Origin of the sequence: Gaiella sp. (assembly GCF_035558935.1) — a bacterium.
In the GTDB taxonomy this organism is placed as follows: domain Bacteria; phylum Actinomycetota; class Thermoleophilia; order Gaiellales; family Gaiellaceae; genus Gaiella.
In genome coordinates, this window is the sequence record NZ_DATMBZ010000166.1 from 1 (window position 1) to 23,929 (window position 23,929).

Consider the following 23,929-nt stretch of genomic DNA (forward strand, 5'->3'; position numbering starts at 1 on the left):
GTGGGGTCGTGGACGCACGTGGCGCTGACTTACGACGGAGCGATTCTTCGCGTCTACGTTAATGGGACGCAGGTCGCGACGCTGGCTGCGTCGGGCACGATCCAGTCGTCGTCGAGTCCTCTCTGGATCGGCGGCAACAGCCCGTACGGCGAGTACTTCAACGGCCTGATCGACGATGTGCGCGTGTACAACCGGGCGCTGACGCAAGCCGAAATCCAGACCGACATGGCGACGGCACTCGGATCCTAGTGTTGCTCGTCCGGTTTCACCGGCCGTTGAACAGCGCACCCACCTCGGCGAGACCGTCCACGACGACATCGGCCAGCCCGAGCACCTCGGCCGCAGGCGGGTAGTGCCGGTTGGGATACGCGATCACGCGCATCCCGGCGGAGTGGGCGGCGCGGATGCCGCTCGCGGAGTCCTCGATCGCCATGCACCGTCCCGGGGGAACGCCCAGGCGGCGCGCTGTCTCGAGGTACACGTCGGGCGCGGGCTTCCCGCGTGCGACCTCCTCGGATGAGACCGTCACCGCGAAGAGCTCGCTCAGCCCGAGGCGGCGCAGGACGCCGTCGATCAGCTCGCGGTTCGAGGACGACGCGACCGCCAGGCGGTAGCCCGCAGCCGCGAGGCGGCGGACGGCCTCGACGGCGCCGGGGACGACCGGGAGGTCCGCTTCGTACCGCTCGAGCATCCGCCGGACGACTTCGGCGTTGATGACCTCCGGCGGTTCGCGGAGGCCGACGACCTCGTGGAGGTAGCGCGACCATTCGGGCGAGCTCATCCCCATCATCGCCTCCTGCGCCTCCGGCGTGTAGCGGCCGCCCCATTCCTCGGTCAGGGCCTCGCGGACCTCGTCCCAGAGGTGCTCGGTATCGACGAGCACGCCGTCCATGTCGAAGACGACGGCTTCGATTCGCTCGGCCGCGGACACCGACTGATCGTACGGAGATCAGAGCGGCTTGCAGCGGGTGTCGGGGCCGTAGACCGCGCGCTGCGTGTCCAGGAGTTGGCGGTCTAGCGCCTCGTCGTACGCAGCCGGTGCGCCTTCCCAGCTGACGTCCGGGACGACGCCCGGGCCGACGACCGTCGCGCGGTAGCGCTCGCCCTTGCCGGGTGGGCGGCGCCCGACGGCGGGGTAGCCGGGATAGGGGTCGTGCGGGTACAGGCCGTAACAGAAGGCGCCCGTCCCGCGGTGCGAGAGGAAGCTGTTCTCGCGTTTCCAACCCGGGCCGTAGGCGGAGTTGAACGTGTCCACGTAGACGTTGCGTCCGAAGGCGTCGCCGGGCACGCCCTTCGAGCTCGCGAGGAAGCCGTACACGGGCTGACCGAGATACGTGATCCGCCCGAACAGGTGATCGAAGCGCTTGCTGTAGGCCCAGTTCGTCCAGATCTCGAGCTTCGGCAGCTCGCCGGTCCAGTGGCTCAGCCGCAGCTCGACGGAGCCTTGCAGGGGCTTCCACGGATCGAGGCCCAGATTCGGGAGGCCACGCTGCCAGGCCTGGAGCGCCCAGTGGCTGCCGTCCGGCATCGTGCATCCCGTCACGAACCAGGCAAGAGTCGGTCCGGTGTAGGGACGACAGGCGTTCCGGAATCCCCGGGCGAGCGTCCGGCGGTACGTCGCCCAGCCGCCGGAGTAGTCGACGCGGAAGGCGACCTGGGGTTGACCGGGCGCCGGGTGTCGCGCGTTGATCGCGCCCCAGGCGAGCACCGTCCAGCGCTTGCCCTTCGCGTGGTAGCCGACGAGCGCCTGACCGCGTGCGTTGACCCGCAGCGTCACGTCCTTCGCGTCGCGCGCGATCAGCTGGGAGGCGCCTGCGCCGGCCGGTAGCACCAGGGCTGCGAGCAGGCCGAAAACGAGGGCGAGGCGCCGCACGACCTGACGATCGGCACCACGGGCGGGGGCTGGACCCCCAAAGGGAGGGATTGGACGACGAACACGCGCCGGAGCGGACTACGCAGACTGGTTCCGGGAGATCGCGGATGCGGCGGCGTCATCGTGGATGGACACTCGAGCGAGGAGGTGAGGCTGATCTTCCGACGACGACCGTCGGCCCGCACGTCCCCGGCGCCGCGGGGCGGTGTTGCCATGCCGGCAGGGCTCGTCCGCGAAGCGCTGGTCGTCTCCGTCGCGATCCTCGTCTACTTCGGCGTGCGCAACCTCACCGCCGGCAGCGCGGAGGCCGCGTTCGCCAACGCACGCCGCCTGATCTCGCTCGAGGATGCGCTCGGGATCGGCTGGGAAGACGCGCTGCAGTCCGTGACGCTCCGCAGCGACGTCCTCGTCGACGTCGCGAACTGGGTCTACATCTGGGGCCACTGGCCCGTGATCCTCGGCGTTGCGACCGGGCTGTACCTCTACCGGCGCCGGCACTACTACCTCCTCCGCGACGCGATGATCGCCTCCGGCCTGATCGGCTTTCTCCTCTTCGCGCTCTTCCCCGTCGCGCCGCCGCGCCTGCTCGACATCGGGCTCGTCGACACGGTCACGCAGCGCTCCGACGCGTACCGCGCGCTCCAGCCGCCCGGGCTCACGAACCAGTACGCGGCGTTCCCCAGCCTGCACGTCGGCTGGAACGTCCTCGTCGGAATCGTCTTGCTGATGGCGGTGGCGAGCCTCGCGCTGCGGCTTCTCGCCGTTGCGTTGCCGATCGCGATGTCGCTCGCCGTCGTCGGCACGGCGAACCACTTCGTGATCGACATTCCTGCGGGCGTCGCCGTCGTGCTCGCCGGGCTCGGGATCGCGATTTTCCTCCAGGAGCGCAGAGACGCATCTACACTGCCTCGCGATGAGGTCTCAGGGGACCGAGGGGGCCCGCCCGGGAATCGCGCTGCCGTTCGTCGTGGCGCATCGAGCGGGGAACCAGCTCGACCGGCTGCAGGAGGCGGAGCGCCTCGGAGTGGCGCTGGTCGAGGCCGACGTGCGGCTGTTCCACGGGCGGCCGGAGATCCGGCACCTGAAGACCGTCGGCCCGCTCCCGCTCTACTGGGATCGATGGGCGCTCGCCTCGCCGTTCCGGCGCTCGCTCGTGCTCGCCGAGCTGCTCGCCGCCACCCGACCCGAGACCGAGCTGATGCTCGACCTCAAAGGACGGGACGCGCGGCTCGCGGCGATCGTACGGACTGAGCTCGAGCCGTTCCTGCCGGAGCGCCGCTTCACCGTGTGCGCGCGATCGTGGGAACTGCTCGAGGTGTTCGACGATCTACCGGTCCGCCGGGTCGCGTCGGTCGGCACCCGCCGTCAGCTTGGCGCCGTGCTCGGGCGGTACGCCGAGACGGGCGTCGACGGGGTCTCCATCCACGAGCGTCTCCTCGACGCGCGCGTCGTCACCGATCTTCGCGCGGTCGCGGGGCTCGTGCTCACCTGGCCGGTCAACGCTCCCGCGCGAGCCCGTGAGCTCGTCGGGCTCGGTGTCGACGGTCTGATCAGCGACCGCGCAGGCCTCATCGCCCCGCTCGCGGCGGCCCGCGCGTGAGTGTCCTGGCATCGGTCGTCGACGCCGCGGAGTCGGCGTCGGATCGGTTCGGCCAGCTCGACGGGCGCTACCTGCTGCCGGCGCTCGCGCTCCAGCTCTTGACGCTGCTCTTCCGTGCACTTGCATGGCGCGGCGTGCTGGTGGCGGCCTACCCTGGCCGTCGCATCCCCGTCCCGACCGTTGCGGGAGCGTACGCCGCCGGGGTGGCGCTGAACGCCTTCACGCCTGCCCGCGGGGGAGAGCTCGCCAAGGTGCTGATCGCGCGCACCCGCATTCCCGGCTCGACCGTGGCGACGCTGGCCGCATCGTTGACCGTGGTGCTGACGATCGACGGCCTGATCGGGGGGTTCCTCGTGTGCACGCTGTGGGCGACGGGGGTGATGCCCGCGCTTCCGTCGCTCCCCGGTGCGGTGGCGGCCGAGCTCGCGGTCGCGGCGGCCGTCGCTGCAACCGTCGGTGTCGCGGCCCTCTATCGGCTGCGACCGGAGCTCGTGCGTCGGCTGGCCGGCCGGGCCGCGCAGGGCTTCGCCATCCTCCGCCAGCCGGGGCGCTACGTCTGCACGGTGCTGCCGTTCCAGATCGCCGCGTGGTGGTGCCGCATCGGAGTCGTGTTCCTCGTCCTCGCGGCGTTCGGCATCCAGGCGAGCCTCGCCACCGCCGCGCTCGTCGTGGTGCTGAACGGCGCCTCGACCCTCGTCCCGGTTCCGGGAGGCGCCGGCACGCAGCAGGTGCTCGCCGCATACGCGCTGCAGGGCGCCGTCTCGGCCGCGACGGCGGTCTCGTTCTCCCTCGGCATGCAGGTCGGCATCACGATGGTGAACACGACCGTCGGGATCGTCGCGCTGATGCTCCTCTTCCGCACCGTCCGTCCGGTCGGAGCCGTCCGCTCCGCCCGCGCGCTCGTGGCGCGCCGCACCGACCCCGCTCTCTGAGCCGCTACGCCCGCTCGAGCACGCGCCTGATCCCCCGCACGGCCTGACGAATCCGGTGCTCGTTCTCGACGAGCGCGAAGCGAACGAAGCCCTCGCCGCCGGGGCCGAAGCCCGAGCCGGGCGAGACCGCGACCCGCGCCTCGCGAGCGAGGCGCTCGGCGAACGCGAGCGAGCCCATCTCGCGGAACGGCTCCGGGATCGGCGCCCAGGCGAACATCGTCCCCCGCGGGCGTGGGAACGACCAGCCCGCACGGTCGAGGCCGTGGCACAGAGCGTCGCGGCGCGAGCGGTAGACCGCACACACCTCCGTCGGAGTGTCGGGTGCCTCGTTCATCGCCGTGATCGCGGCGATCTGGATCGGCTGGAAGGTCCCGTAGTCCAGCCAGCTCTTGAGGCGCGCAAGCGCCGTGCATGCCTCGGCGTTGCCGACGAGGAAGCCAACGCGCCATCCGGCCATCGAGAACGACTTCGTCAGTGTGTAGAGCTCGACCGCGACGTCCGTCGCGCCGGGGACCTGCAGGATCGACGGGGGCTCGTGGCCGTCGAAGGCCAGGTCGGCGTACGCGAAGTCGTGCACGACGAGGACTTCGCGCTCACGGGCGAACTCGACCACGCGTTCCATGAACTCGAGCTCGACGGTGGCGGTCGTCGGGTTGTGCGGGAAGGAGAGAAGGAGCACACGCGGCCGCGGCGATGCGCGCGCGTAGGCGTCGTCGAGGTTGGCGAACAGATCCTGGTCGGGCGCCATCGCCACCTGGAACACGCTCGCGCCGGCGAGGATCGGCGCGTGGATGTGAATGGGATAGCTCGGTGCAGGGACGAGCGCAGCGTCGCCGGGCTCGACGAGCGTCCACATCAGGTGGACCAGCCCCTCCTTCGCGCCCATCGTGGCGACGACCTGCGTCTCCGGGTCGAGCTCGACGGCGAAGCGGCGCCGATAGAGGTCGGCACATGCGGCTCTGAGCTTCGGAATCCCCTTCGAGGCGGAGTACCGGTGGTTGTGCGGCTTCGCGGCCGCCTCCTGCAGCTTCGCGACCGCGACGTCGGGAGAGGGGAGGTCGGGATTGCCGAAGCCGAGGTCGACGACGTCCTCTCCCGCGCGGCGCAGCTCGAGCGTCAGGTCGCGGATCGTCGCGAAGACGTACGGCGGCAGCCCGTCGAGCCGGCGGAAGGTGTGCCTCATGGAGACTCCAGAGCGAACCGCAGCTCTCCCAGGCCGTCGACGTCGACCGAGACGCGGGCAGCCAAAGGAAGGTCGACGACGACGGCGGCGGGCGCAAGCAGGAGGTCTCCCACGCGGAGCTTCGTGTTCTCTGCCGCGTAGCGCCTCGCGCCCTCCCAGTCGAAGACGGACGCTGCCGGTTCGGCGCCGGTCGCGCGCACGGTCGGGCGCTCGGGCGCCTCGTCCGTCGTCGTGAACCACGGGCCGAGCGCGATTGCGAAGTCGCGGTCCTTCGGCGGAGCCAGCGCCGTGGCACGGAGCCGCGCCACCGGGCAGACCGCGACCACCGTCTCCGGTCCGACGAGCCCCGCGAGCCCGGCGTCGACGGCGATCGGCGAGCCCGGCGGATGCCCGACCCGTGCATCGGGGCCGACCACCGCCGCAGGGTTGGCGAACTCGAACGAGCCGCTCGCGTCGAAGACCCTGATCGAGGGCGGTGAGGGGAGCGGGACGAGCAGCTCGACGCCGGCGAGCGGATAGCGCGCATGGTCGCGCGCAGTCCCACCGCCGGTGAAGAGGTGCTGCAGCGTCTGCGACGCAAGGTGCACCACCTCGTCGCCTTCGATCCGGCCGACCCAGCCCCGCTCGAGCGGCATCCCCGCCGGATGGAACATGCAGAGCCTCACGGTGGACAGCCTACGGCGCCGCCCTCCCGAGCCCGTCAGCCGTCGCCGTCGATCTGCCGGAAGCGCCACTCCGACCGGAGTGCGCGCAGCAGGTCGCCGACCCGCTGCCAGCCGTGCGCCTCTGCCCAGGCGTCGAGCGCGACGGGCACGTCCCGGCCGAGCCACTTGCGGAAGTACCAGTCGAGCAGCTCACCGTCGTCGACGGCGGGCGCATCCGCCGAAGGCAGCGAGGCGAGCGTCTCCCGCTTCCGCGCCGCCCGCTCGGCGAGCGCGGCGTACGCGCCGTCCGAGCGCGCCGTGAACGCCAGCTCGCCGGCGACGGAGTCGCGATGGGCCTCGTGTGCCCAGCGCAGGACGGCGAGACGACGTGCGAGCGCCGGCAGGTCGGCCCGTCGGAGGCCGCGCTCGTCGAGCCAGCCGTCGAGGTCCTCGGGCTCGAGCAAGCCCCGGCTGCGGCGTTCTCGCTCGAGTGCCGTCTCGTGGGCCCAGGGCGACACGTCGACTCCGACGGCTGCAGCGTCCTCGCGGGCGAGCGCGGCGAGCAGCGCACCGTCGCGCAGGCGGCCGAAGCCATCCGGGTCGAGGCGCGCCTCGTCGAGCACCGCCTCGAGCTCCTGATCCCCGGCGATCGCCGTCAGGGCGCCCTCGCGGGGCTCCCCAAGCCGCTCCCCGGCACGCCGTGCGTCCTCCCAGTAGCGCGTCCGCTGGAGCGTCCATCCGAGTCGGCGCGGCTCGAGGCCGGACGCGAGATCGCCGGCGACGGTGCGCAGGAGCGTCAGCGCGTCCTCTCGCTTTGCGCGCACCCAGCCGGTCGGGAGCCACCTCCGCAACGTCTCGTGCTCCGCGTCGTCCGGGTCGAGGATCGCGGAGAGAAGCCGGTCGGCGTAGAACGTCGCCTTTACGCGGCCCAGGATCGACGCGGCGGTCGTGCCCGTCACGACCCGCTCGGCAAGCGCGGCATCGAGCGTCGCGCGGACGTCGACCATCGAGTCTGACAGGGCCCGGAAGCCGTCCTCGACTCCGGCATGTGCCACCGCGACCTCGTCGTCGTCCTCGAGCACGCCCTCGGCGTACGCGTGATAGATCCCGCCGACCCCTCGCATGCCGAACGCGTCGAGCTCGGCGGCCCGGAGTGCGCCCATGCTGGCCGCGCCGTAGACGTGGATGCCCTCGGAGAGCGCGAAGAGGATCTCCTTGTGCCACACGGCGGGTACGCGCTCGAACACGCCGTCCACGAGCCCGATCGCCCGAGGCCGGCGGAGCGCCGCCCGCAGCACGTCGCCGTGAGCGGCCGGCGGCAGGTACTCGGCGTCGAGCACATCCCGCGCGTCGTCGTGCGACAGTGTCGGCCCGAGGAAGACGACGACCGGCGCCGTCATCTCTCGCGCAGCGCTCGACGACGCGGGCCGGCCACGGCGGGAGCGACCTTGTCGGTCCACCCTTCGAGCCCGGGAACCACCATCCGGACGACCGGGACGCCGACATCCGGGCGTGTGAGGTCGACGAGGATCGCCTGCCGGATACCGGCAGCGCGCAGCCGATCGAGCTCGTGGGTCACGTCGTCGTCGATCGTTGCTCCGGGGACGTCGGCGACGTCCGCGAACGAGCGGGTGCCTTCCGCGGAGAGCGCGCCGAGATGCGACCCGATCGCTCCCGCGTCTCTCAGGCGCCGGTAGACGTCCGGCCCGCAGTCGTCGCGGCTGCCTGCGATCAGCGTCAGCCGACTCTGCGCCGCCTCCGTCAGCGCGCGCGAGAGCGCGACGGCGCGGTCGGGATGGCAGCCGCCGCCGGTCGCGGCCGGAAGGCGCCGCAGGGCATCGCTGCGCCGGTCGACGATCGTCGCGGAGAACACGGGGAGGCCGATGTCGGTCGTGAGATCCCAGGCGACGACGCCCACTCCGGCGCGCTCGTACACCGCCAGCAGCTCGCGACAGCCCGGATCGGTGACGGTGTCGAGGTCGATCCGGCGCGCCTCCCGGTCCCTTGCCACGCGCTCCTCCCACAGCGCGAAGGCGTCGCGCTCGACGGCCTCGCAGAGCGCGTGGCTCACCGCCTCGAGCAGGTGGTTCCCCGCGGCGAGGCCCGTGCCGTTGGCGAGGAAACAGCCCGTCCCCTGCGGGCCGGGTGAGCGGAAGTCGAGATGGACGCACTCGTACGGGACCCAGAGGCGCTCTCCGCCGATGACGTCGGTCCCTTCGATCCAGAGGATCGAGAGGTCGGGATGGAAGCGGGACCACGAGGGCCGCGGCAGCTCGTGGACGTCGACGACGCGGGCGACCTCGCGGAGCTCTCGGTAGGTGGCGAGTCGGAGGGGAAGGAGCACGTGCTCGGCATGCCACGCCTCGAGGGCCTCCATGATCCCCGAGACCTTGGCCGCGACGAGGTCGACGCCCTTTCCCTGCGACACCGAGAGCGATCGTCCGTTCGGACGGCACACCATCACGACGGGGATGCCGACGACGTCGAGCCCGGTGATCACCCCGACGCGCGTGATCCCGACGCGCGCTCGGAGCGGAAGCAGACGGGCGAGCGTCTGCGCGGGAGCCACCGTGCGGTGGGTACCGTCGACGTGAAGCTTCTCGGCTTCGGCGCGCGGTGCCACCGTCGTGGGCCGCGCCGCGGGCTCGGGAAGGGCTACGACTGGGCGCCTGCGGCCGGCCCGCCCTCGGGCATCGGCATGAAGGCGGCGGCGTCCGATCCTCCCTCGGGCATCGGCATGCGAGCGGCGTCCTCGCCGCCGGCGCGCTCGACGGCGAACGCGTGCAGGCGCGGCACATTGGTCGCGACGTCTGCGCCGGCCGTGAGGGGCTCGGGCACGTTCGTCACGGCGTACCCCGAGAGGTCGGTCTTGGGGATGAAGTAGTGCGTGCCGTCCTCGCCGCGAAGCAGCACCCCTGGTGTCGTCTCTCCGGTCACGGTGGACCTCCTTGCCGATTCGTGAGCTGCCCGTCCGGTCGTGGGCGCGTCGCGAGCACGGTCGCCCTCGCGTGCCCCGCCGTGTTCCCTTTCGCGACATATATCACCGTCGCGCGCTCGACGTCTTCCTCCGCACGTGCCGGGTCGCCGGCCAGCATGGCCACCCGTGCCCGGTCGATCAGCGTGTCGGCGAGCACGTTCGGCCACTCCGTCGAGGCAGCGAGCGCGACCGCCTCGTCGGCCAGCGAACGCGGGTGCTCTCCGTTTCCTTGCAGTGCGAGTGCACGCGCCAGCGCGCTCCTCCAGAGCACCTGCGAGAGCACGTCGGCCTCGCCCGCGGCATCCCGCGCGATCTCCGCGAAGGCAGCGCCCTCGTCCGCGCGTCCGAGCTCGACCAGCGCGTGCCCGAGCTGCCCGGCGAGCGTGGAGGAGAACGCGAGGCTGCCGGCGTCGCGCAGCGCCTCCCAAGAGGGCCGAAGGGCGGCCTCCGCCCGTTCGGGGTCGCCCGCGAGCAGCTCCGTGCGACCGACGTTCTGACCCCAGGACGCCCAGAGCACGAGCCGCTGGCCCTGGCGCTCGGCGATCTCGCGCATCCGCGTGAGCGCAGCGCGCGCAGACACGATGTCCCGCGCCTGCGCGAGGAGGTAGGCGTGACCGGCGAGCACGAACGGCTCGGTCGCGGGGTCGTCTTGCACCTCCCGGAGGAGCGCTCCCGTCGCCTCGAGCGCCTCGGGCACGGGCGTCGGCCCCCAGGCGAGGTTCATCGCACGCATGCCCGGAAGCCGACCTGCGAGCGGGTGGGAGAGACGGTCCGCGAGCACGCCGAGACGGTCGATCGCCTCCCCGGCCGCGCGCGAGTGCCCGGTCGTCATGCTCGTCAGGTAGGAGACCCAGCACGCGCGGAGCAGTGCCTGGTCGTCGTCGTGCTCGGCGAAGAGCTCGATGCCGGCCCGGGCGAGGGCGTGGAGGTGCTCCACCGCCCTCGTCGTGGACGCGAGCTGGAGCTCGATCTCGCCCCGACAGAGCACGGCATGGGCTCGCGTCACCTCGTCGACGATGGCCGCCGACTCGAGCTCGTCGAGAGCCTGCAGCGCGGCAGGGTTCAGGCCGGCGTCCATCAGAGCCTCCACGAGCTGAACGAGGACGTGTGCGCGCGCAGGGTCGCCTGCGGGCAAGAGCCTCGAGGCGCGACCGAACAGTCCCGAGGCCGCGTCGATGTCGCCACGCCGCGACGCTCGCTCGCCGGCCGCCGCGAGCCGCTCGGCGGCGCGGGCCCCCAGCGCGCGGATCTCGGCGTCGGGCGGGCCGAGCTCCGTCCTGTAGCGGTAGCTCTGCTCGAGGTGGTAGCCGAGGATCTCTTCGTGTTCCGCGAGGCGAGCGCCCACCATGTCCTCGAGCCAGTCGGCGAACTGTGCGTGGAGGACCGCGCGGAGCCTCTTGGCAGTGCCCTGATAGGCGGCGTCGCGAACGAGGAGATGCTTGAAGCGATATGCGGCTTCTCCCGCGAACGACGCTTCCGCCGGGCGGACGAAGTCCTTCACCGAGAGCGTCTCGAGGTCGGCGTGGACCGTGGAGCGCGCGGGCAGCTCCACGAGAGCGACGACGGCGCCGCGGTGGAAGACCTCGCCTTCGACCGAGCCCCGCTCGAGCGTCGCGCGCACGCGGGAGTCGAGCGAGTCGAGGCGCGCGCCGAGGAGCGCGCTGAGGCTGGTGGGCAGCGCGAGGGCGGCGAGGTCGTCAGGCACCTTCCCGTCACCGTTCCCGCTCTCGAGGACGCCGTCGTCGCGCAACATCGCTACGAGCTCTTCGAGGAAGAGCGGATTCCCGCCGGATGCCGCCGCGAGCCGCGCGCGCACGACCGCCGGAGCCTGTCCGAGCAGGGCGTCGAGGATGTCCTCGAGGTCCTGCGCACCCAGGGGCTCGAGGCGCACCGTCGCAGGCCAGTCGCCGCGGCGCTCGAGCAGTTCCGGACGGGTCAGCGCGAGGACCAGGACAGGTGCCGCCGACAGCGATGCGGGAAGCCCCTCGAGGAGGTCGAGCAGAGTCTGCTCCGCCCACTGGATGTCGTCGACGACAACCATGAGCGGCCGTTCTCCGGCTCCGGCCGCGAGGAACTCGGCGATCGAGCGCGCGGTCTCCTCCGCAGTCGCCGAGCCGCCGGCGATGCCGAGAAGCTGCCCGACATGGGCCGCGACCGAATGTGGGTCGTTCGTGCGGGCAGCATGCGCTTCCAGTCGCCGGAGCACCTCGTCGGGCGAGTGCTCGTCCCTGACTCCGGCGAGCTCGCGCGCGATCTGGCCGACGGCCCAGTACGTGATTCCCTCCCCGTACGAGAGGCATGTCCCACGCACGACCCGCGCGCGCGCCCCGATCCGCGAGACCAGCTCGGCGACCAGTCGCGACTTGCCGACACCGGGCTCGCCGACGACCGTCGCGAGCCGGCCGGCCCGCGACGCGACGACCGCCTCGAAGGCCTGCTCGAGGACGTCGAGGTGCTCGGCGCGTCCGGCGAAGGGCGTTCTCGTCGGGCGGACGACCGGCCCGAAGCCGGAGACCTCGAGCAGGCGGTAGGCCGGAACGGGCTCGGACTTCCCCTTCGCCCGAAGCGGCTCGACCGCCGTCGCGCGCACGGCGTTTCGCACCAGCCGGAAGGTCGGCTCGCCCAGCAGCACCTCGCCCGGCCCCGCCGCCTGTTCGAGCCGGGCGGCGACGTTGACCGGATCGCCCGTCACGAACGTCTCGCGGGTCGACGCATCGCCTGCGACGACCTCTCCGGTGTTGACGCCGATCCTGAGCGCGATCCGCGTTCCGAAGCGCTGCTCGAGCTCCTCGTTCAACGTGCCGAGGCGGGCCTGCATCTCGAGCGCCGCACGGCACGCGCGGAGCGCGTCGTCCTCGTGCGCCTCCGGAACGCCGAACACGGCCAGCACCGCGTCGCCGACGAACTTCTCGACCGTGCCGCCGTGCCGCTCGAGCGCGCCGCGCATCTCGTGGAAGTACGAGAGCATCAGGGTCCGCACCGCCTCCGCGTCGAGGCGCTCCCCCATCGCCGTCGAGCCCGACAGATCGCAGAACACGAGCGTGGCGAGCTTCCAGCGCTCCGGCGCCGCCGGCGTCAGTGCGGCGCCGCAGTTCATGCAGAACCGGGCCACGGCGGGGACCTCGGAACCGCAGCTGGGGCAGGTCACGGCCATGACACTACGGCGCCCGGCGTCGTAGAGTATCGTCCCGACCCTGTCGATCCGCGGGTCGAGCCCGCTCGGCCCGCTCGTCGTCGACTCGCGGAGGGAGCTGCCGATGATCGAGAGCCGTAACCCGTTCCGTCGCCGGCTCGTGGCCGCCGCGATCCCCGTCGTCCTCCTGGCCGCCGCGCTCGGCGGCGCCGCGACGGGAGCGCCGAGCGCGACGGTGACCACCATCACCGTCAACACGCTGCCGATCGCCAATGCCCTGCCCCTGGATCTCGGGATCCAGAAGGGGTTCTTCGCCGCTCAGGGCATCGAGATCAAGAAGAGCACGCTGCAGAGCGGGAACGACATCGTGCTCGCGCTCGCGAACAACCGCGGCGAGATCGGCTACATCGGCTACACGCCGGGGATGATCGGTCGCACGCAGGGAATCCCGATCACCGTGGTCGCGGCGAGTGAGACGGAGGGAGCCTCCGAGGCCGACAACTGGCAGAACGTCGTCGTCTCGGGCTCGAGCTCGATCCGAAGCCCGCAGGACCTCGTCGGGAAGACGATCGCGCTGAACGCGCTCAAGGGTGTCGCGGAGATCGTCGTGCGAGGGGCGCTCGACAAGCTCGGGGTCGACTCGAGCTCCGTGAAGTACACCGTGATGCCGTTCCCGGCCATGCCGGCGGCGCTCGCCAGTGGGCTCGTCGACGCGGTGCACACGCCCGAGCCCTTCATGTCGCAGATCGTCGCGGCAGGCGGCCGGGTCGTGCTCGCGCCCGGGCCCGTGCTGGGGAGGTACTTCCCGAACGGCTGCTACTGCGCGCGTGAGGATTGGGTGCGTGCGAACCCGGGGCTCGTCACGCGGTTCCGCACCGCGATCAACCAGTCGCTCGTCTACGCGAACAGCCATCCGGACGAGATCAGGGCGATGCTTCCGGCGGCGATTCGGAACATCCGGCTGCCGACGTGGAGCCCCCTCGTCGACCGTGTCCAGCTCCTGAACCTCGCCCGGCTTGCGAAGAAGTACGGGGCCATCACGACGCTCCCGAACATGACGAAGTTCGTGCCGAGCTTCGTCGAGGGCGGCCGGACGCTGCAGGCGACGGTCGGCCAGGGGTCGTTCCTCACACTCCGGCTCGACGGCCGGATCGTCACGCGTCTGCGGGCCGGCAAGTACACCGTTGCCGTCGCCGACCGGTCGACGAGGGACAACTTCCATCTCGTCGGCGGGGGCCTCACCCGGACGACGAGCGTCCCGAAGCGCGAGAACGCCACGTGGATCCTCACCCTGAAGACGGGCGTCTACCACTATTCATCCGACGGCGCAGCGAAGCGGAAGGGGTCGTTCAGGGTGAGCTGACGGCAGGTGGGCCGGGAACCGCGCCTCGGCCCGCGACGGGAAGCAGGTTCGTGTGAGCGGAGCCTCGGAGCGGTGCTCGGGAGCCTCACGAGCCCGGATGGCAGAGCGTGAAGCGCAACGGAGCGGGAGGGATTCGAACCCCCGGGCCCACGCGAGCGGGCCGGCTGCTTTCAAGGCAGCTGCATTCAGCCAGACTCTGCCACCGCTCCGAGCTTGTGGAGGTCACACAGAGTGACTGATCGTCGCTCGGCTAAGCACTCCCGAATCAGATATTCCTGGTCTGACCCGTCGAGAACGTACAACCAATCGTACGAGTCGATCGATGTGCGCTTGACGACGTACCCATTCGAGTTGGAGTGGATCCGGCGGAGGTCGACCTGGCGGCGGCGGTCGTTCGCAAACTTGCATTGAACGCGAGCCAGCCTCGTCCCGTTGTCGACGACCAGGTCATAGGCCGCGGACTCGGTCAGCGGAATCGACACGTCGTACCCCATCGACGTGAACGTGGCGATCGCACGTGATGTCGCAATGTCACCTTTCCGCTGTGTTGTCCGCATTGTTGACATCGAGCTTAGTGCCCTGATCGGCGGGCACAGCAGCTGCGTCGGCGAACGGCGCACCGTGCTCGATGCATCGCATCGCCCGAGCGCGTCAGTCTACGGAGGCGCTAGGCCGCGCGGGCGGGACGGCCGGTGTCGTCGGACGGTGCGAGCTCGTCGCGGTCGAAGTCCCGGATCGCGCGGAGCAGCTTCACCTTCACGAGGGCCGTCGGCAGGTCGATCGCCGCGAGCCGCTTGACGAACCGCTCGGCCACTGCGCGCTCGAGGGCGACACCGTTGCTCCGCGCCTTCATCGCCGCTCGGAGCGTGTCGCGAACGTCCAGACGCCCCTCGAAGTTCGGCGTCAACTCGACCGCCTCGCGGACCGCCGTCAACTCGGCGCGCGACAGGCCGATCCGGATCTCCCCCCTCTGCACGTCCTCATGCTACCCCTTTCGGGGGGATGGGCAACCCATCCGAGGGAGAGCGCGCTTACGCGGCCGCGGCGGTCGAGACGCCCGTGAGAACGGGCTGCGGCCGGTGCACCTGGGCGACCGTCCGCTTCCGCGGGCCGCGGACGGCCCGTAGCAGCTTCGCACGCGCCGTCGCGGTCGCGAGGTCGACCGGGACGAGACGGTTGCCGAGGCGCTCTGCGAGGTCGTGCTCGAGCTCGACCACGCCGATCCGAGGCGCGCGCACAGCGTGTCGGAACGTGTCGCGCACGTCCTGGCGGCCCTCGAAGTTCGGGGTCACCTCGATCGCCTCTCGGAGCGCGAGAAGCTCAGCGCGCGTCCACTGGACGCGGACTGTTGCCGCAGGCCGCATGTACCCCTTATCGACGCTGTGGGCGCAGCGCGCGTCCCCCGTCCAGGGGTTTCAGCGGGTCACTCGATCGGGGGCGCCGTATGCACGCAGCGCATCCGGCACCTCACCCTGGAAGTTCTCGAGGATCGCAAGGGCCATGCGGTCGACCACCGCGGTCCCGTTGAGCATGTGCACCGGCTCGGGCCCGTGCTCGCCGCGGAAGCGGATCTGGAGTCGGCGCGCCTGGAAGTCGGTCGTGTTGGAGATCGACGCCGTCTCGCGGTAGCGCTCCTGGCTGGGAAACCACACCTCGACGTCGTAGGTCTTGGCGGAGGCGCTCGACATGTCCCCCGCCGGGAGCACGACGACGCGATACGGCAGGCCGACCTCCCGCACGAGCTCCTCGGTGTTGGCGAGCAGGAGCTCGAGCTCGTCCCACGACTCCTCGGGCCGTGTGAGCACGAACTGCTCGACCTTGTTGAACTGATGGACACGGATCATTCCCCGCGTGTCGCGGCCCGCGGCGCCGGCTTCGCGCCGGAAGCAGGGCGAGAATGCGACGTAGCGGAGTGGCAGGTCGTCGGCCGGGAGGATCTCGCCCGCGTGAATGCTGGCGACGGGGATCTCGGCGGTGCCGGCGAGGTAGAGGTCGTCCTCGGGGAGCTCGTAGACGTTCGCCTCGTCCGAGGGAAACGCGCCCGTCCCGACAAGCGCCTCCTCGCGCACGAGGACCGGCGGCAGCACGGTGACGAAGCCCTTGTCCGCGAGCCGCTCGAGCGCCAGGCGGTAGAGCGCCAGGGCGAGCCGGGCGGTGTCACCGACCCAGTAGCCGAAGCGAGAGCCGGACATCCGCGCGGCGCGCTCCATCTCGAAGCGTCCCAGCTCGAGATGGTCGCGTGGGTCGCTCAGGGAGGGCGGCTCGCCGACGCGCCTCACCTCGCGGGCGTCCGCGTCGTTCGAGCCGTCCGGCACGTCGTCGTCCGGCGGGTTCGGCACGCGAAGCGCGAGCGCGTCCCTCTCGTCCTCCGCGGCGGCGAGCTCGTCCTCCGCCGACTTCAGCTCCGCCTTCACCGCCTGCAGCTCCTCGAGCTGCTCGGGCGTCGGCTTCCCCTTGAGCTTCGTCTTCGCGCGGAGCTCGTCGACGCGCGGCACGAGCGCCCGCCAGCGCTCGTCGGCCTCGAGCAGGCAGTCGAACGCGTCGGCGGCGCCCTTGCGCGCGAGCGCCGTCCGCACCCCGGCGGGATTCGCGCGCGCTGCCTTGAGGTCGATCACGACGACGAGTCTAGAACCGCCTCCATGACGGCCGCGACGCCCTCGTCCTCCGGCCCTGGACAGGTCCGATCGGCAATCGCGAGGAGCCGGGGGTGACCGCCCTCGACCGCGACGCCGAAGCCGGCGACCTCGAGCAGCTCCACGTCGTTCTCGCCGTCCCCGAACGCAACCACGCGGTCGAGCTCGATTCCGAGCGCGGAGGCGACGAACGCGAGTCCCGAGCCCTTCGTCACGCCGGGGTTGCCGAGCTCGAGCATGTACGGCAGTGAGGTCGTGAGGAACAGCCGGCCGTCGAACCGCGGTGCCAGCTCGCCGCGAACGTCCGCCAGGACCTCGGGCTCCGAGACGACGACGAGCTTCGTCGGGGGCCGATCGAGCCAGGCCAGCAGGTCGCCGACCTCCACCACGGGGAGGTGTTGGAACGCGGAGTACCGGCGCGAGTACTCCGTCTCCCTCGCGACGTAGAGCTGGTCGTCGACGTAGACGTTCGGAGAAAGGCCTCTCGCCCCGAGCGACTCGATCACCTCGCGCGCAACGCCGAGGTCGAGCGGCTCGTGCAGGAGAAACTCGCCGGAGCGGGGATCGACGACGGCCGCGCCCTGGTAGCAGACGACGGGATCGTCCAGGCCCGCCTCGTCGAGGTACCGGCGTGCGGAGCGGAACATCCGCCCGGTCGCGACGAGCACGCGAACACCCTCGTCCTTCGACCTCGCGATCGCGGAAAGCGTCCGGGGGCCGAGGAGCCCGTTCCGGCCGACGAGCGTGCCGTCGAGGTCGCAGGCGAACGCCTGCACGCGCCCCGCCGGCTCAACGGGGATGTCGTTCAGCCGCCCGTGGAGGACGAGACGAACTGCGCGACGTCGGCGATCTGCTGCGGCTCGAGCTGGTCCTTGAAGGACGGCATCCCGCCCTGACCGAGCGTGACGCGCTGCACCGCGAGCTCATACGACGGCTTTGCGTCGTCGAGGTTCGGTCCGACGGTGCCCGTCGCGTTCGCAGCCGACAGCGTGTGGCAGGCGGCGCAGCCCGCGCTCGCGAAGACGTTCTTGCCGGCTGCTGCGTCGCCCTCGAGGTCGAGCGCGGGGAGGTCGGCGTTCCCACCCGTCGTCGTCTCCTGGGGGATGCTGCCGACGACCGTCTCGGGCGTCGCGCTCACCTCGTCGCCGCCGCACCCGGCCGCGACGAGAGCAAGTGCCGCCAGCAGAAGCGAGAGGGCGGTGAGCGGGCGGCGCATCGCGGGCAGTCTAACCAGGTGGGTCGGCGCCCCGCGAGCCGATCCGTCCTCGAACCGGCGTACGACGAAGGCCGCCACCGCGCCGAATCCGACGACGTCTCCGGGCGTGTCGTTCACGAGGATCGACACGAGCAGGGCGACGAGGATCGCGTCCGTCACCGGTCGCCTGGGGCGCCTTGTCGCGACGTATCCGACCACGACGAGCGAGGCGAGGACGGCGAACGCGGGGCCTACCGCCTCGAACGTCCGTCGCGCCGACAGCTCGAGGCGGTCGGCGACGTCGCCGAGCACGGCTCCTGGGCCGTCCCCGAGCGCGGTCGTCACGTGGCTCGACCCGCCGAGCGCTGCGTCGATCCCGACGAGAGCGATGCCGGCCAGGAGCGCACCGATCGCGAGCGCGATGGCGCGGCGAGCGTCCAGTGCGACGCCGCGCGTCCGCACGAGCAGCGTCGCGTACGCGGCCAGGAGGACGAGAAGCCCGCCGCCGTCCGCCCCGAAGCGGCTGCCGGCGACCGCTGCGAGCGCCAGGCCCGCGAGTGCCACCCCTGCGCGGCCGAGGAGCCAGGGCCCGAGCACGGCCGGGACGAGCAGCATCGTCTCGAGGAGGTTGGAGACGCCGTAGAAGCGGCCCGCCTGCGACGGGCCGAAGGGAGACAGTGCGATCGCTTCCGGGTCGAGGCCGAGGACGAGCAGGTAGGTCACGAGGACGGCGCCGCACGCGAGGCCGAGCGGGAGCACGAGCGCAGCGAGCGCGACGAGCGCCACGAGCCACCAGCCGGCGAGCCAGAGGTTCGCGGCGAGCGCGAGCAGGACGACCCGCGGCGCGAGACCGGGCAGGAGCACCGCCACGACGTATGCGATCCCGCCGGCGAGCACCGTGAGCGGCAGCCGAATCCGGTCGTTTCGCTCGATCCGCTTCTCGAGGCGCTCGAGTGTCTGCACGGGGTCGGCCACGGGGACGACCTCGAGCCTGCCGTGCGCGATGTCTGCGAGCGAGACGAGCCCGTCGATGCGAGTCGAATCGGAGGTGAGCACCCCGCGAGCGCCGGGCGTGACGGCGATCGGGTAGCGGTCGTTCTCGCTCCGTCCGGGCGGTGGCAGGACGACGAGCGTGTCGGGAGGAGGGCCTGCTCCCAGCTCGATCAGCGGGGTTCCTCGTGGGGCGCCGCCCAGCAGCGAGCTCTCGACCTTTCCCGTCAAGAGCGTGTTCAGGGCGCTCGCGCGGGTGACCGTCGGCCCTGCTCCCGGGACGGAGAGCCCGATCGCGCCGCTGTCTGCGTACCGCTCGAGGGGAAACGGCTCGACGACCCGCACGGCCGCGGCGGCCGTGGGCGCCGCCAGTGCCAGGGCGAGCACGAGCAGTGCGAGCGGTCGAGCCATGGATGGAGTCTCTCCGACGCGTGCGGGTGGCGTAGGGTTGGGGCGTGATCGTCGAGCGCTCGATGGACTCTCGGTGGCTCTCGAACGCGTTCGTCGTCGGCGACGAGCCTGGAGGCGTCGCGATCTTCGTCGACAGCGGCGCGCCGCTCGAGCCGTTGCTCGAGGCGGTCGAGCGCGAGCGGCTCCGGCCGACCCACATCCTCCGGACCCACGGCCACCCCGACCACGTCGAGCACGAGGACGACTTGTCGCATCGCTTCTCCATTCCCGTCGCGACTGGCGCGGTCGAGACGGGTGGGCTGCGCGTCGAGTCGATCCCGACGCCGGGGCATTCCGACGACGGGGTCGTGTTCGTCGTGAACGGCGAGCTGTGCTTCTCCGGCGACACCCTCTTCCGCGACGCCGTCGGCGGCGGGCCGGCGGACGTCGTGCGCGATTCCGTGATGGAGCGCCTGATGACGCTCGACCATGGGTTGCGCGTCCTCCCGGGACACACGGTCGACACGACGATCGGCCGTGAATGGGAGCGAAACCCGTTCGTCCGTCATTGGCGCGGGCTCGACCCCGAGGTCGGTACGCCGTGCCGTGTGGGCGGGGAGGCAGGCGTCGTGGTCGTCGAGTCGCCCGACTACGACGGCAAGGGCAAGTACCTCGTCCGGCTCGAGGGCGGCGAAGAGCGCATCGTCGGCGCCTCGCGCGTCGAGCTCGCGTAGGCCGTCCTCCAGGGCCGCTACGGTCCACGCCCCGTGCGTCTCGTCGTCGCCCGCTGCGAGGTCACCTACACCGGCCGCCTGAACGCCTACCTGCCGGAGGCCGTACGGCTGCTCATCTTCAAGGCCGACGGCTCCGTGTTGGTGCATGCGGACGCGGGCGGGTACCGACCGCTGAACTGGATGACCCCGCCGACCGTGATCGAGGACGGCGAGGAGCTGATCGTCGTCCGCAAGCGCGCGGGGCGGACGGAGGATCGGCTCGAGATCCGCATTCTCGAGCTCCTCGCCGAGGTCGAGCACGAGCTGGGCGAGGACGCGGGCCTCGAGAAGGACGGCGTCGAGCGACACCTCCAGGAGGCGCTGGCAGCAGTGCCCGAGGCGGCCGAGCCGGGGCTCCGGCTGATCCGGCGCGAGTGGCCGACCGACGTCGGCCCGGTCGACCTCATGTGTCGTGACGAGGACGACGGCTGGGTCGCGGTCGAGATCAAGCGGATCGGCACGATCGAGGCCGTCGAGCAGCTGTCCCGCTATCTCGAGGTGCTGCAGCGCGACCCGGCGCTCTCGGCCTGCCGAGGGATCCTCGCTGCCTCCGAGGTCAAGCTCCAGGCCCGAACGCTGTGCGAGGCGCGAGGGCTCGGCTGGGTCGAGGTCGATCTCGCCACGCTCCGCGGTGAGCGCGAGCCCGAGCTGACGCTCTTCGAGGCCTGACTCGCGACCTCCGTCAGCGCACCGCGAACGACGTCGCGTCGGGCTCGTGGAACCGGACGAGCCGCGCGCCCTCCTCGTGCAGGTCGTCGCGAGCGGAGCGGGGAAGACGCTCGAACGGCTCGAGCCTGAGTGTCGCCTTCTGCTCGGTGCGCTCGACGCGCCACGAGCCGGCCACCGCACCGTCCACGAGGAAGGTCGCCATCGACTGCGGCGCCTTCGTCGAGAAGACGACGCCTCGGAACCGCTCGGGGAGGACCTGCGTGCGGCGCACGTGCACGAGGAGCACCGCGTCCCAGTGGCCGAGGAAGCGCACCGGAGCGGGCGTATTCTCGGGCAGCAGCGGCGCCCGCGGGAGATCGAGGAGCTTCTTCCCATCCTCGTCGTGCAGCGTTCGCAGGCGCATCCGTTCGGCGACGGGGAGGAGGGACGCGCGCGCCACGCCGGCCCAGGTGGCCGCGTCCGCCAGGGTCGACGGCCCGAACGCGGCGACGTAGCGGCGGAGCAGATGCTCGAGGCCCTCGTCCTCGGTCACCTGCTCTCGCGAGAGCCAGTCATCCGCGCGCCGGAAGAGGTCGGCGCGCCGGCGCTCCCAGGTCCCCGAAGGTGGCACGCGGACGAGCGGGATCCACATGCCCGACCAGACGGTCGCGCTCTTCTCGGGCAGCAGCGCGTCGATCTCCTTCCGGTGCCACGTCCTTCCTGCGAGCGCAGCTTCGAGCTCGCGAGCCACGAAGTCGACGTTCTCGGCCGGCTCGTGCCGCCCCCACGTCCTGAGCCACCAGTCGCGGCGCGAGGGGCCGATGCCCGCGGCGAAGCGCCAGTAGTCGCGGGGCGAGACGAGGTGGATCGTCGAGCGCATCAGCGTCCCCTGGACTGCACGCCGCCGTTCGAGGGCCCGGGTGAGGTCGTTTCGCGAGAAGCCTCCGAGCATCGACCAGAGGCGAATGTACGGCGAAGGCGCGTACTGCGCCTGGAGCCCGGCGACGCGCTCGAGCGCCCGGCCGAGCGGCAGTCGCGCCCGGGCGAGGAGGAGCTGCCGTGCGAGGAGCGTCCGGTTGAGGCTCTTCGCCGAGAGCGTCACGGCCGCACCGCCGCCTTCAGGTAGTCGTGCGGCGGGTCGTCGAACAGCGCCGCGACCCCCTCGAGGCCGACCTCGTGGGTGATGAGCCGCTCGAACGGATAGGCGCCGCTCGCGAGGAAGGCGAGCGCGGCCCGAAAATGGCGCGGCGTATGGTGGAACGAGCCGGCGAGCCGCACCTCCTCGTAGTGGATCCGGTACGCGTCGAACTCGACGCGCTCACCGCGCGGCAGGCCTCCGAACGCGAGCACGGTGCCGCCCGGGCGAACGAGGGCGAGCGCGCGCTTCCACGCAGCGACGGCTCCGGCCGCCTCGATGACGACGTCGGCGCCCTCGGGCTCGGCGGCGACCGCACCAAAGAGAGGCGCCAGGGCGCGTCGCGTCTCGCGCGAGCCGACGCCCGTCGGGCGTCCGCCGGCGTCCGCGACGCAGGCGCAGAGCATCAGCCCGATCGGCCCGAGGCCGACGACCGCCACCGTGTCGCCGCGCCCGACGCCGGCGACCTCGATCCCGTGCAGGCAGCACGCGAGCGGCTCGGCCATCGCCGCGAGCTCGGGCGCGAGGCCGGGCGGGACGGGCAGCAGGTTCCGACGCGCGATGCGCTCCGGAACGAGAAGGAGCTCGGCGTAGCCGCCGTTCAGCAGAGGGAAGAGGTGCTCGCAGAGCGTCTCCTGCCCTCGCGCGCATGCCCGGCAGGCGCCGCACGGCGCCGAGTTCGCGACCACGACCCGTCGTCCTGTCGCCACGTCGACGCCGCAGACCTCGTGCCCGAAGGGGCTCGGAAGAGGGCCGAGCAGCACGGGATGTCCACGGCGATAGGCCTTGAGGTCGGTCCCGTCCGTGAGTGCGACCTCGACCTGGAGCAGAACCTCGCCCTCGCCCGGATTCGGGTCGGGAACGTCCTCGAGCCTGAGATCGCCCGGGCCGTGCAGGATCAGCGCCCTCATCCCGGAACCAGGCTGAACGGCGTGACGACCGGCTCGAGCCTCCCCGGGTAGCCCTCGGCCGCGTAACCGAGAACGATGCCGGCCACCGGGTGCGGTCGCAGCGGCCACGGGTCGAGAGCGACGTTGCCCTGGCCGTCGAGCTCGTACCCCAGGGCAATCGACTCCCCGTCACGGCCGGACACCACAACGACGCCGGACGCCGGCTGCTCGAGGCAGAAGTCGAACGCGACCCGGTCGCAGAGATCCGTGATCCGGTCGGCGTCGGCCGCGTCCTCCTCCGAGACGCCGGCATCCTCGCGCAGGGCGACGAGCGTCTCGTCCATCTCTGCCAGCGTCGCGCGTGTCCGGTCGTCGCCTCGGTGCGAGACGAGCCGGCGGACGTGCATCGCGACGACGAGGTCGACCACGGCATCGTCGCCGAGGGGCGTGAACCCCTGCCGCTGGATCTCGAGCCAACGATCCGCAGGCACCGCCCCGATCTCGTCGTCGTCGTGCTCGCCGTAGCCGCGATCGTGCAGTGCGACACCGGCGACGAAACTCTCGAGAGGCAGGGGAAGCGGTGCCACCCGATCGTCCCAGGCGATCGCGATCGCGGCGGCGAGCCTGGCGTGCTCGAGCTGGGGGAAGACGACAGGCCGGCGACGGGAGCGGAACACGTCAGAGAGTGAAGACGACCTTGAGGGCGTCGCGGCGCCGGTGGAGCTCGAGCCCCTCGGCGAAGCGCTCGAGCAGGAGCACGGTGGGCTCGGGCACGTCCAGGTCGTGGAGGAGCGCGACGGCCTCGGACATGTACGGCGGCGCGGCCGAGCGCGTGCCGACGATGGTCAGCTCACGGCGATAGACCTCGCCGGCGGGGATCACACCCGCTTCCGCGAAGACGACCACGGTGCCGCCGGGCTTGACGCACGCGAGCGCCGTCTCGACTCCGCCGCGACCTGCGAGGACGACCGCGTCGACCGGACCGTCGGGCCGACGACCCGCCCGTCGGGGATCGGTGTCGACGGCGAACACGTCGTGGCCGCGTCGCTCGAGCACCAGCCCGAACAGCCGTCCGATGAACCCGTTGCCCACGATCAGCACACGACCGGCCGGTACGCGGGCCGCACCTCGCAGGACGCAAGCGAGCGGCTCCACCATCGTGCCGCGCCAGTCGGGCCAGCCGGCCGGGACCTCGACCCATGCTTGAGCGCGGACGAGCTCCGCCAAGCCGCCCGGCCGGATGGTTGGCGCGGCGAAGCGCTCGCACGTCGACTCGTGCCCTGCGAGGCAACGCTCACACTCGCCGCACGAGGCGTGGTGGACGAGCGCGACCCGCCGGCCGTCGTCGAGCTCGGCAACGACCTCGTGGCCGAGGACGGCACCCGCGTGGGCGGCGTCGAGCTTCTCGACGTCGGAGCCGCACAGACCGCACGCGACCACTCGAAGCAGGTCGCCCGGCCCGTCGGGCTCCGGGACCTCCGCGACGGCAGGCTCTCCTTCCGGCCCGACGACGACGGCGCGCACGGGCGTATCGTAGGGTTGAGCATCGCCGACGACCGAAGGAGGAGAC

24 protein-coding genes, 1 tRNA gene and 1 pseudogene are annotated in these 23,929 nt (G+C 71.8%); 7 read left to right on the forward strand and 19 right to left on the reverse strand.

Features of this window, described 5'->3' with window-relative positions:
- Window positions 1-249: LamG domain-containing protein (locus VNM44_RS15500; RefSeq protein WP_325626906.1), on the forward strand; the 249-nt coding region annotated here is incomplete at its 5' end.
- A 16-nt stretch (window positions 250-265) separates the two neighbouring features.
- Here the strand turns inward: VNM44_RS15500 and VNM44_RS15505 are convergent.
- Both VNM44_RS15505 and VNM44_RS15510 read right to left on the reverse strand, forming a co-directional pair.
- A complete protein-coding gene (locus VNM44_RS15505) occupies window positions 266-931 on the reverse strand; it encodes an HAD family phosphatase (RefSeq protein WP_325626908.1) in 666 nt (221 codons plus the stop codon).
- Window positions 932-949: 18 nt separating this feature from the next.
- A complete protein-coding gene (locus VNM44_RS15510) occupies window positions 950-1,873 on the reverse strand; it encodes a hypothetical protein (RefSeq protein ID WP_325626910.1) in 924 nt (307 codons plus the stop codon).
- A gap of 213 nt (window positions 1,874-2,086) precedes the next feature.
- Between VNM44_RS15510 and VNM44_RS17225 the strand changes: the two are divergent.
- The 3 genes and pseudogenes from VNM44_RS17225 to VNM44_RS15525 all read left to right on the forward strand — a co-directional run.
- Window positions 2,087-2,674: pseudogene (locus VNM44_RS17225) on the forward strand (phosphatase PAP2 family protein); the annotation flags it as partial.
- Between the two features lie 112 nt (window positions 2,675-2,786).
- Window positions 2,787-3,473, forward strand: coding sequence for a glycerophosphodiester phosphodiesterase (locus VNM44_RS15520; protein ID WP_325626914.1), 687 nt, complete (start codon window positions 2,787-2,789; stop codon window positions 3,471-3,473).
- On the forward strand, window positions 3,470-4,405 hold the full coding sequence (locus tag VNM44_RS15525; RefSeq protein ID WP_325626916.1) for a lysylphosphatidylglycerol synthase domain-containing protein: 936 nt from the start codon (window positions 3,470-3,472) through the stop codon (window positions 4,403-4,405). The genes VNM44_RS15520 and VNM44_RS15525 overlap by 4 nt, the downstream gene beginning before the upstream one ends.
- A 4-nt stretch (window positions 4,406-4,409) precedes the next feature.
- Here the strand turns inward: VNM44_RS15525 and VNM44_RS15530 are convergent, their stop codons facing one another.
- From VNM44_RS15530 to VNM44_RS15555, 6 genes are all read right to left on the reverse strand, one after another.
- Window positions 4,410-5,588 carry an aminotransferase class I/II-fold pyridoxal phosphate-dependent enzyme gene (locus tag VNM44_RS15530; protein WP_325626921.1) on the reverse strand — a complete coding sequence of 393 codons (1,179 nt, stop codon included), beginning with the start codon at window positions 5,586-5,588 and terminating at the stop codon, window positions 4,410-4,412.
- Window positions 5,585-6,253, reverse strand: a complete 669-nt coding sequence (locus tag VNM44_RS15535; RefSeq protein ID WP_325626923.1) for a hypothetical protein — start codon at window positions 6,251-6,253, stop codon at window positions 5,585-5,587. Before VNM44_RS15535 ends, VNM44_RS15530 begins: the two co-directional genes overlap by 4 nt.
- Before the next feature lie 35 nt (window positions 6,254-6,288).
- Window positions 6,289-7,632, reverse strand: coding sequence for a TfuA-like protein (locus tag VNM44_RS15540; protein ID WP_325626925.1), 1,344 nt, complete (start codon window positions 7,630-7,632; stop codon window positions 6,289-6,291).
- A complete protein-coding gene (locus VNM44_RS15545; RefSeq protein WP_325626927.1) occupies window positions 7,629-8,801 on the reverse strand; it encodes a YcaO-like family protein in 1,173 nt (390 codons plus the stop codon). The genes VNM44_RS15540 and VNM44_RS15545 overlap by 4 nt, the downstream gene beginning before the upstream one ends.
- 86 nt (window positions 8,802-8,887) lie before the next feature.
- On the reverse strand, window positions 8,888-9,169 hold the full coding sequence (locus VNM44_RS15550) for a hypothetical protein (protein WP_325626929.1): 282 nt from the start codon (window positions 9,167-9,169) through the stop codon (window positions 8,888-8,890).
- Window positions 9,166-12,363, reverse strand: coding sequence for an AAA family ATPase (locus VNM44_RS15555; protein WP_325626931.1), 3,198 nt, complete (start codon window positions 12,361-12,363; stop codon window positions 9,166-9,168). Before VNM44_RS15555 ends, VNM44_RS15550 begins: the two co-directional genes overlap by 4 nt.
- A gap of 103 nt (window positions 12,364-12,466) precedes the next feature.
- On the opposite strand from VNM44_RS15555, the gene VNM44_RS15560 reads away from it, so the two are divergent.
- Complete coding sequence (locus tag VNM44_RS15560; RefSeq protein WP_325626933.1) at window positions 12,467-13,705, forward strand: ABC transporter substrate-binding protein; 1,239 nt, start codon at window positions 12,467-12,469, stop codon at window positions 13,703-13,705.
- Window positions 13,706-13,823: 118 nt separating this feature from the next.
- On the opposite strand, the gene VNM44_RS15565 is transcribed toward VNM44_RS15560, so the two are convergent.
- From VNM44_RS15565 to VNM44_RS15590, 7 genes are all read right to left on the reverse strand, one after another.
- Window positions 13,824-13,914 (reverse strand) — tRNA-Ser (locus VNM44_RS15565).
- Window positions 13,891-14,271 (reverse strand): group I intron-associated PD-(D/E)XK endonuclease, encoded by a 381-nt coding sequence (locus VNM44_RS17230; protein WP_414652990.1) that lies wholly within the window; start codon window positions 14,269-14,271, stop codon window positions 13,891-13,893. The genes VNM44_RS15565 and VNM44_RS17230 overlap by 24 nt, the downstream gene beginning before the upstream one ends.
- Before the next feature lie 101 nt (window positions 14,272-14,372).
- Entirely contained in the window at window positions 14,373-14,681 is a 309-nt protein-coding gene (locus tag VNM44_RS15570; protein WP_325626935.1) for a hypothetical protein, read from the reverse strand.
- 55 nt (window positions 14,682-14,736) lie between these two features.
- Entirely contained in the window at window positions 14,737-15,069 is a 333-nt protein-coding gene (locus tag VNM44_RS15575) for a hypothetical protein (protein ID WP_325626937.1), read from the reverse strand.
- Window positions 15,070-15,120: 51 nt separating this feature from the next.
- Window positions 15,121-16,320 carry a serine--tRNA ligase gene (gene serS, locus VNM44_RS15580; RefSeq protein ID WP_325626939.1) on the reverse strand — a complete coding sequence of 400 codons (1,200 nt, stop codon included), beginning with the start codon at window positions 16,318-16,320 and terminating at the stop codon, window positions 15,121-15,123.
- On the reverse strand, window positions 16,317-17,114 hold the full coding sequence (locus VNM44_RS15585; RefSeq protein ID WP_325626941.1) for a Cof-type HAD-IIB family hydrolase: 798 nt from the start codon (window positions 17,112-17,114) through the stop codon (window positions 16,317-16,319). Before VNM44_RS15585 ends, serS begins: the two co-directional genes overlap by 4 nt.
- Window positions 17,115-17,143: 29 nt before the next feature.
- Window positions 17,144-18,934, reverse strand: coding sequence for a c-type cytochrome (locus VNM44_RS15590; protein WP_325626943.1), 1,791 nt, complete (start codon window positions 18,932-18,934; stop codon window positions 17,144-17,146).
- Window positions 18,935-18,978: 44 nt separating this feature from the next.
- Between VNM44_RS15590 and VNM44_RS15595 the strand changes: the two genes are divergently transcribed.
- Window positions 18,979-19,647, forward strand: coding sequence for an MBL fold metallo-hydrolase (locus tag VNM44_RS15595; protein ID WP_325626945.1), 669 nt, complete (start codon window positions 18,979-18,981; stop codon window positions 19,645-19,647).
- Window positions 19,648-19,680: 33 nt separating this feature from the next.
- On the forward strand, window positions 19,681-20,355 hold the full coding sequence (gene nucS, locus VNM44_RS15600) for an endonuclease NucS (protein WP_325626947.1): 675 nt from the start codon (window positions 19,681-19,683) through the stop codon (window positions 20,353-20,355).
- A gap of 13 nt (window positions 20,356-20,368) precedes the next feature.
- Here the strand turns inward: nucS and VNM44_RS15605 are convergent, their stop codons facing one another.
- Genes VNM44_RS15605 through VNM44_RS15620 form a run of 4 tightly spaced genes read right to left on the reverse strand, consistent with a single transcriptional unit; the run spans window position 20,369 to window position 23,883 of the window.
- Window positions 20,369-21,436, reverse strand: coding sequence for a winged helix DNA-binding domain-containing protein (locus VNM44_RS15605; RefSeq protein ID WP_325626949.1), 1,068 nt, complete (start codon window positions 21,434-21,436; stop codon window positions 20,369-20,371).
- Window positions 21,433-22,380 carry a zinc-dependent alcohol dehydrogenase gene (locus tag VNM44_RS15610; RefSeq protein ID WP_325626951.1) on the reverse strand — a complete coding sequence of 316 codons (948 nt, stop codon included), beginning with the start codon at window positions 22,378-22,380 and terminating at the stop codon, window positions 21,433-21,435. Before VNM44_RS15610 ends, VNM44_RS15605 begins: the two co-directional genes overlap by 4 nt.
- Window positions 22,377-23,036, reverse strand: a complete 660-nt coding sequence (locus tag VNM44_RS15615) for a DUF3891 family protein (protein ID WP_325626953.1) — start codon at window positions 23,034-23,036, stop codon at window positions 22,377-22,379. Before VNM44_RS15615 ends, VNM44_RS15610 begins: the two co-directional genes overlap by 4 nt.
- Before the next feature lies 1 nt (window position 23,037).
- A complete protein-coding gene (locus VNM44_RS15620) occupies window positions 23,038-23,883 on the reverse strand; it encodes an alcohol dehydrogenase catalytic domain-containing protein (protein ID WP_325626955.1) in 846 nt (281 codons plus the stop codon).
- Window positions 23,884-23,929 lie beyond the last annotated feature (46 nt).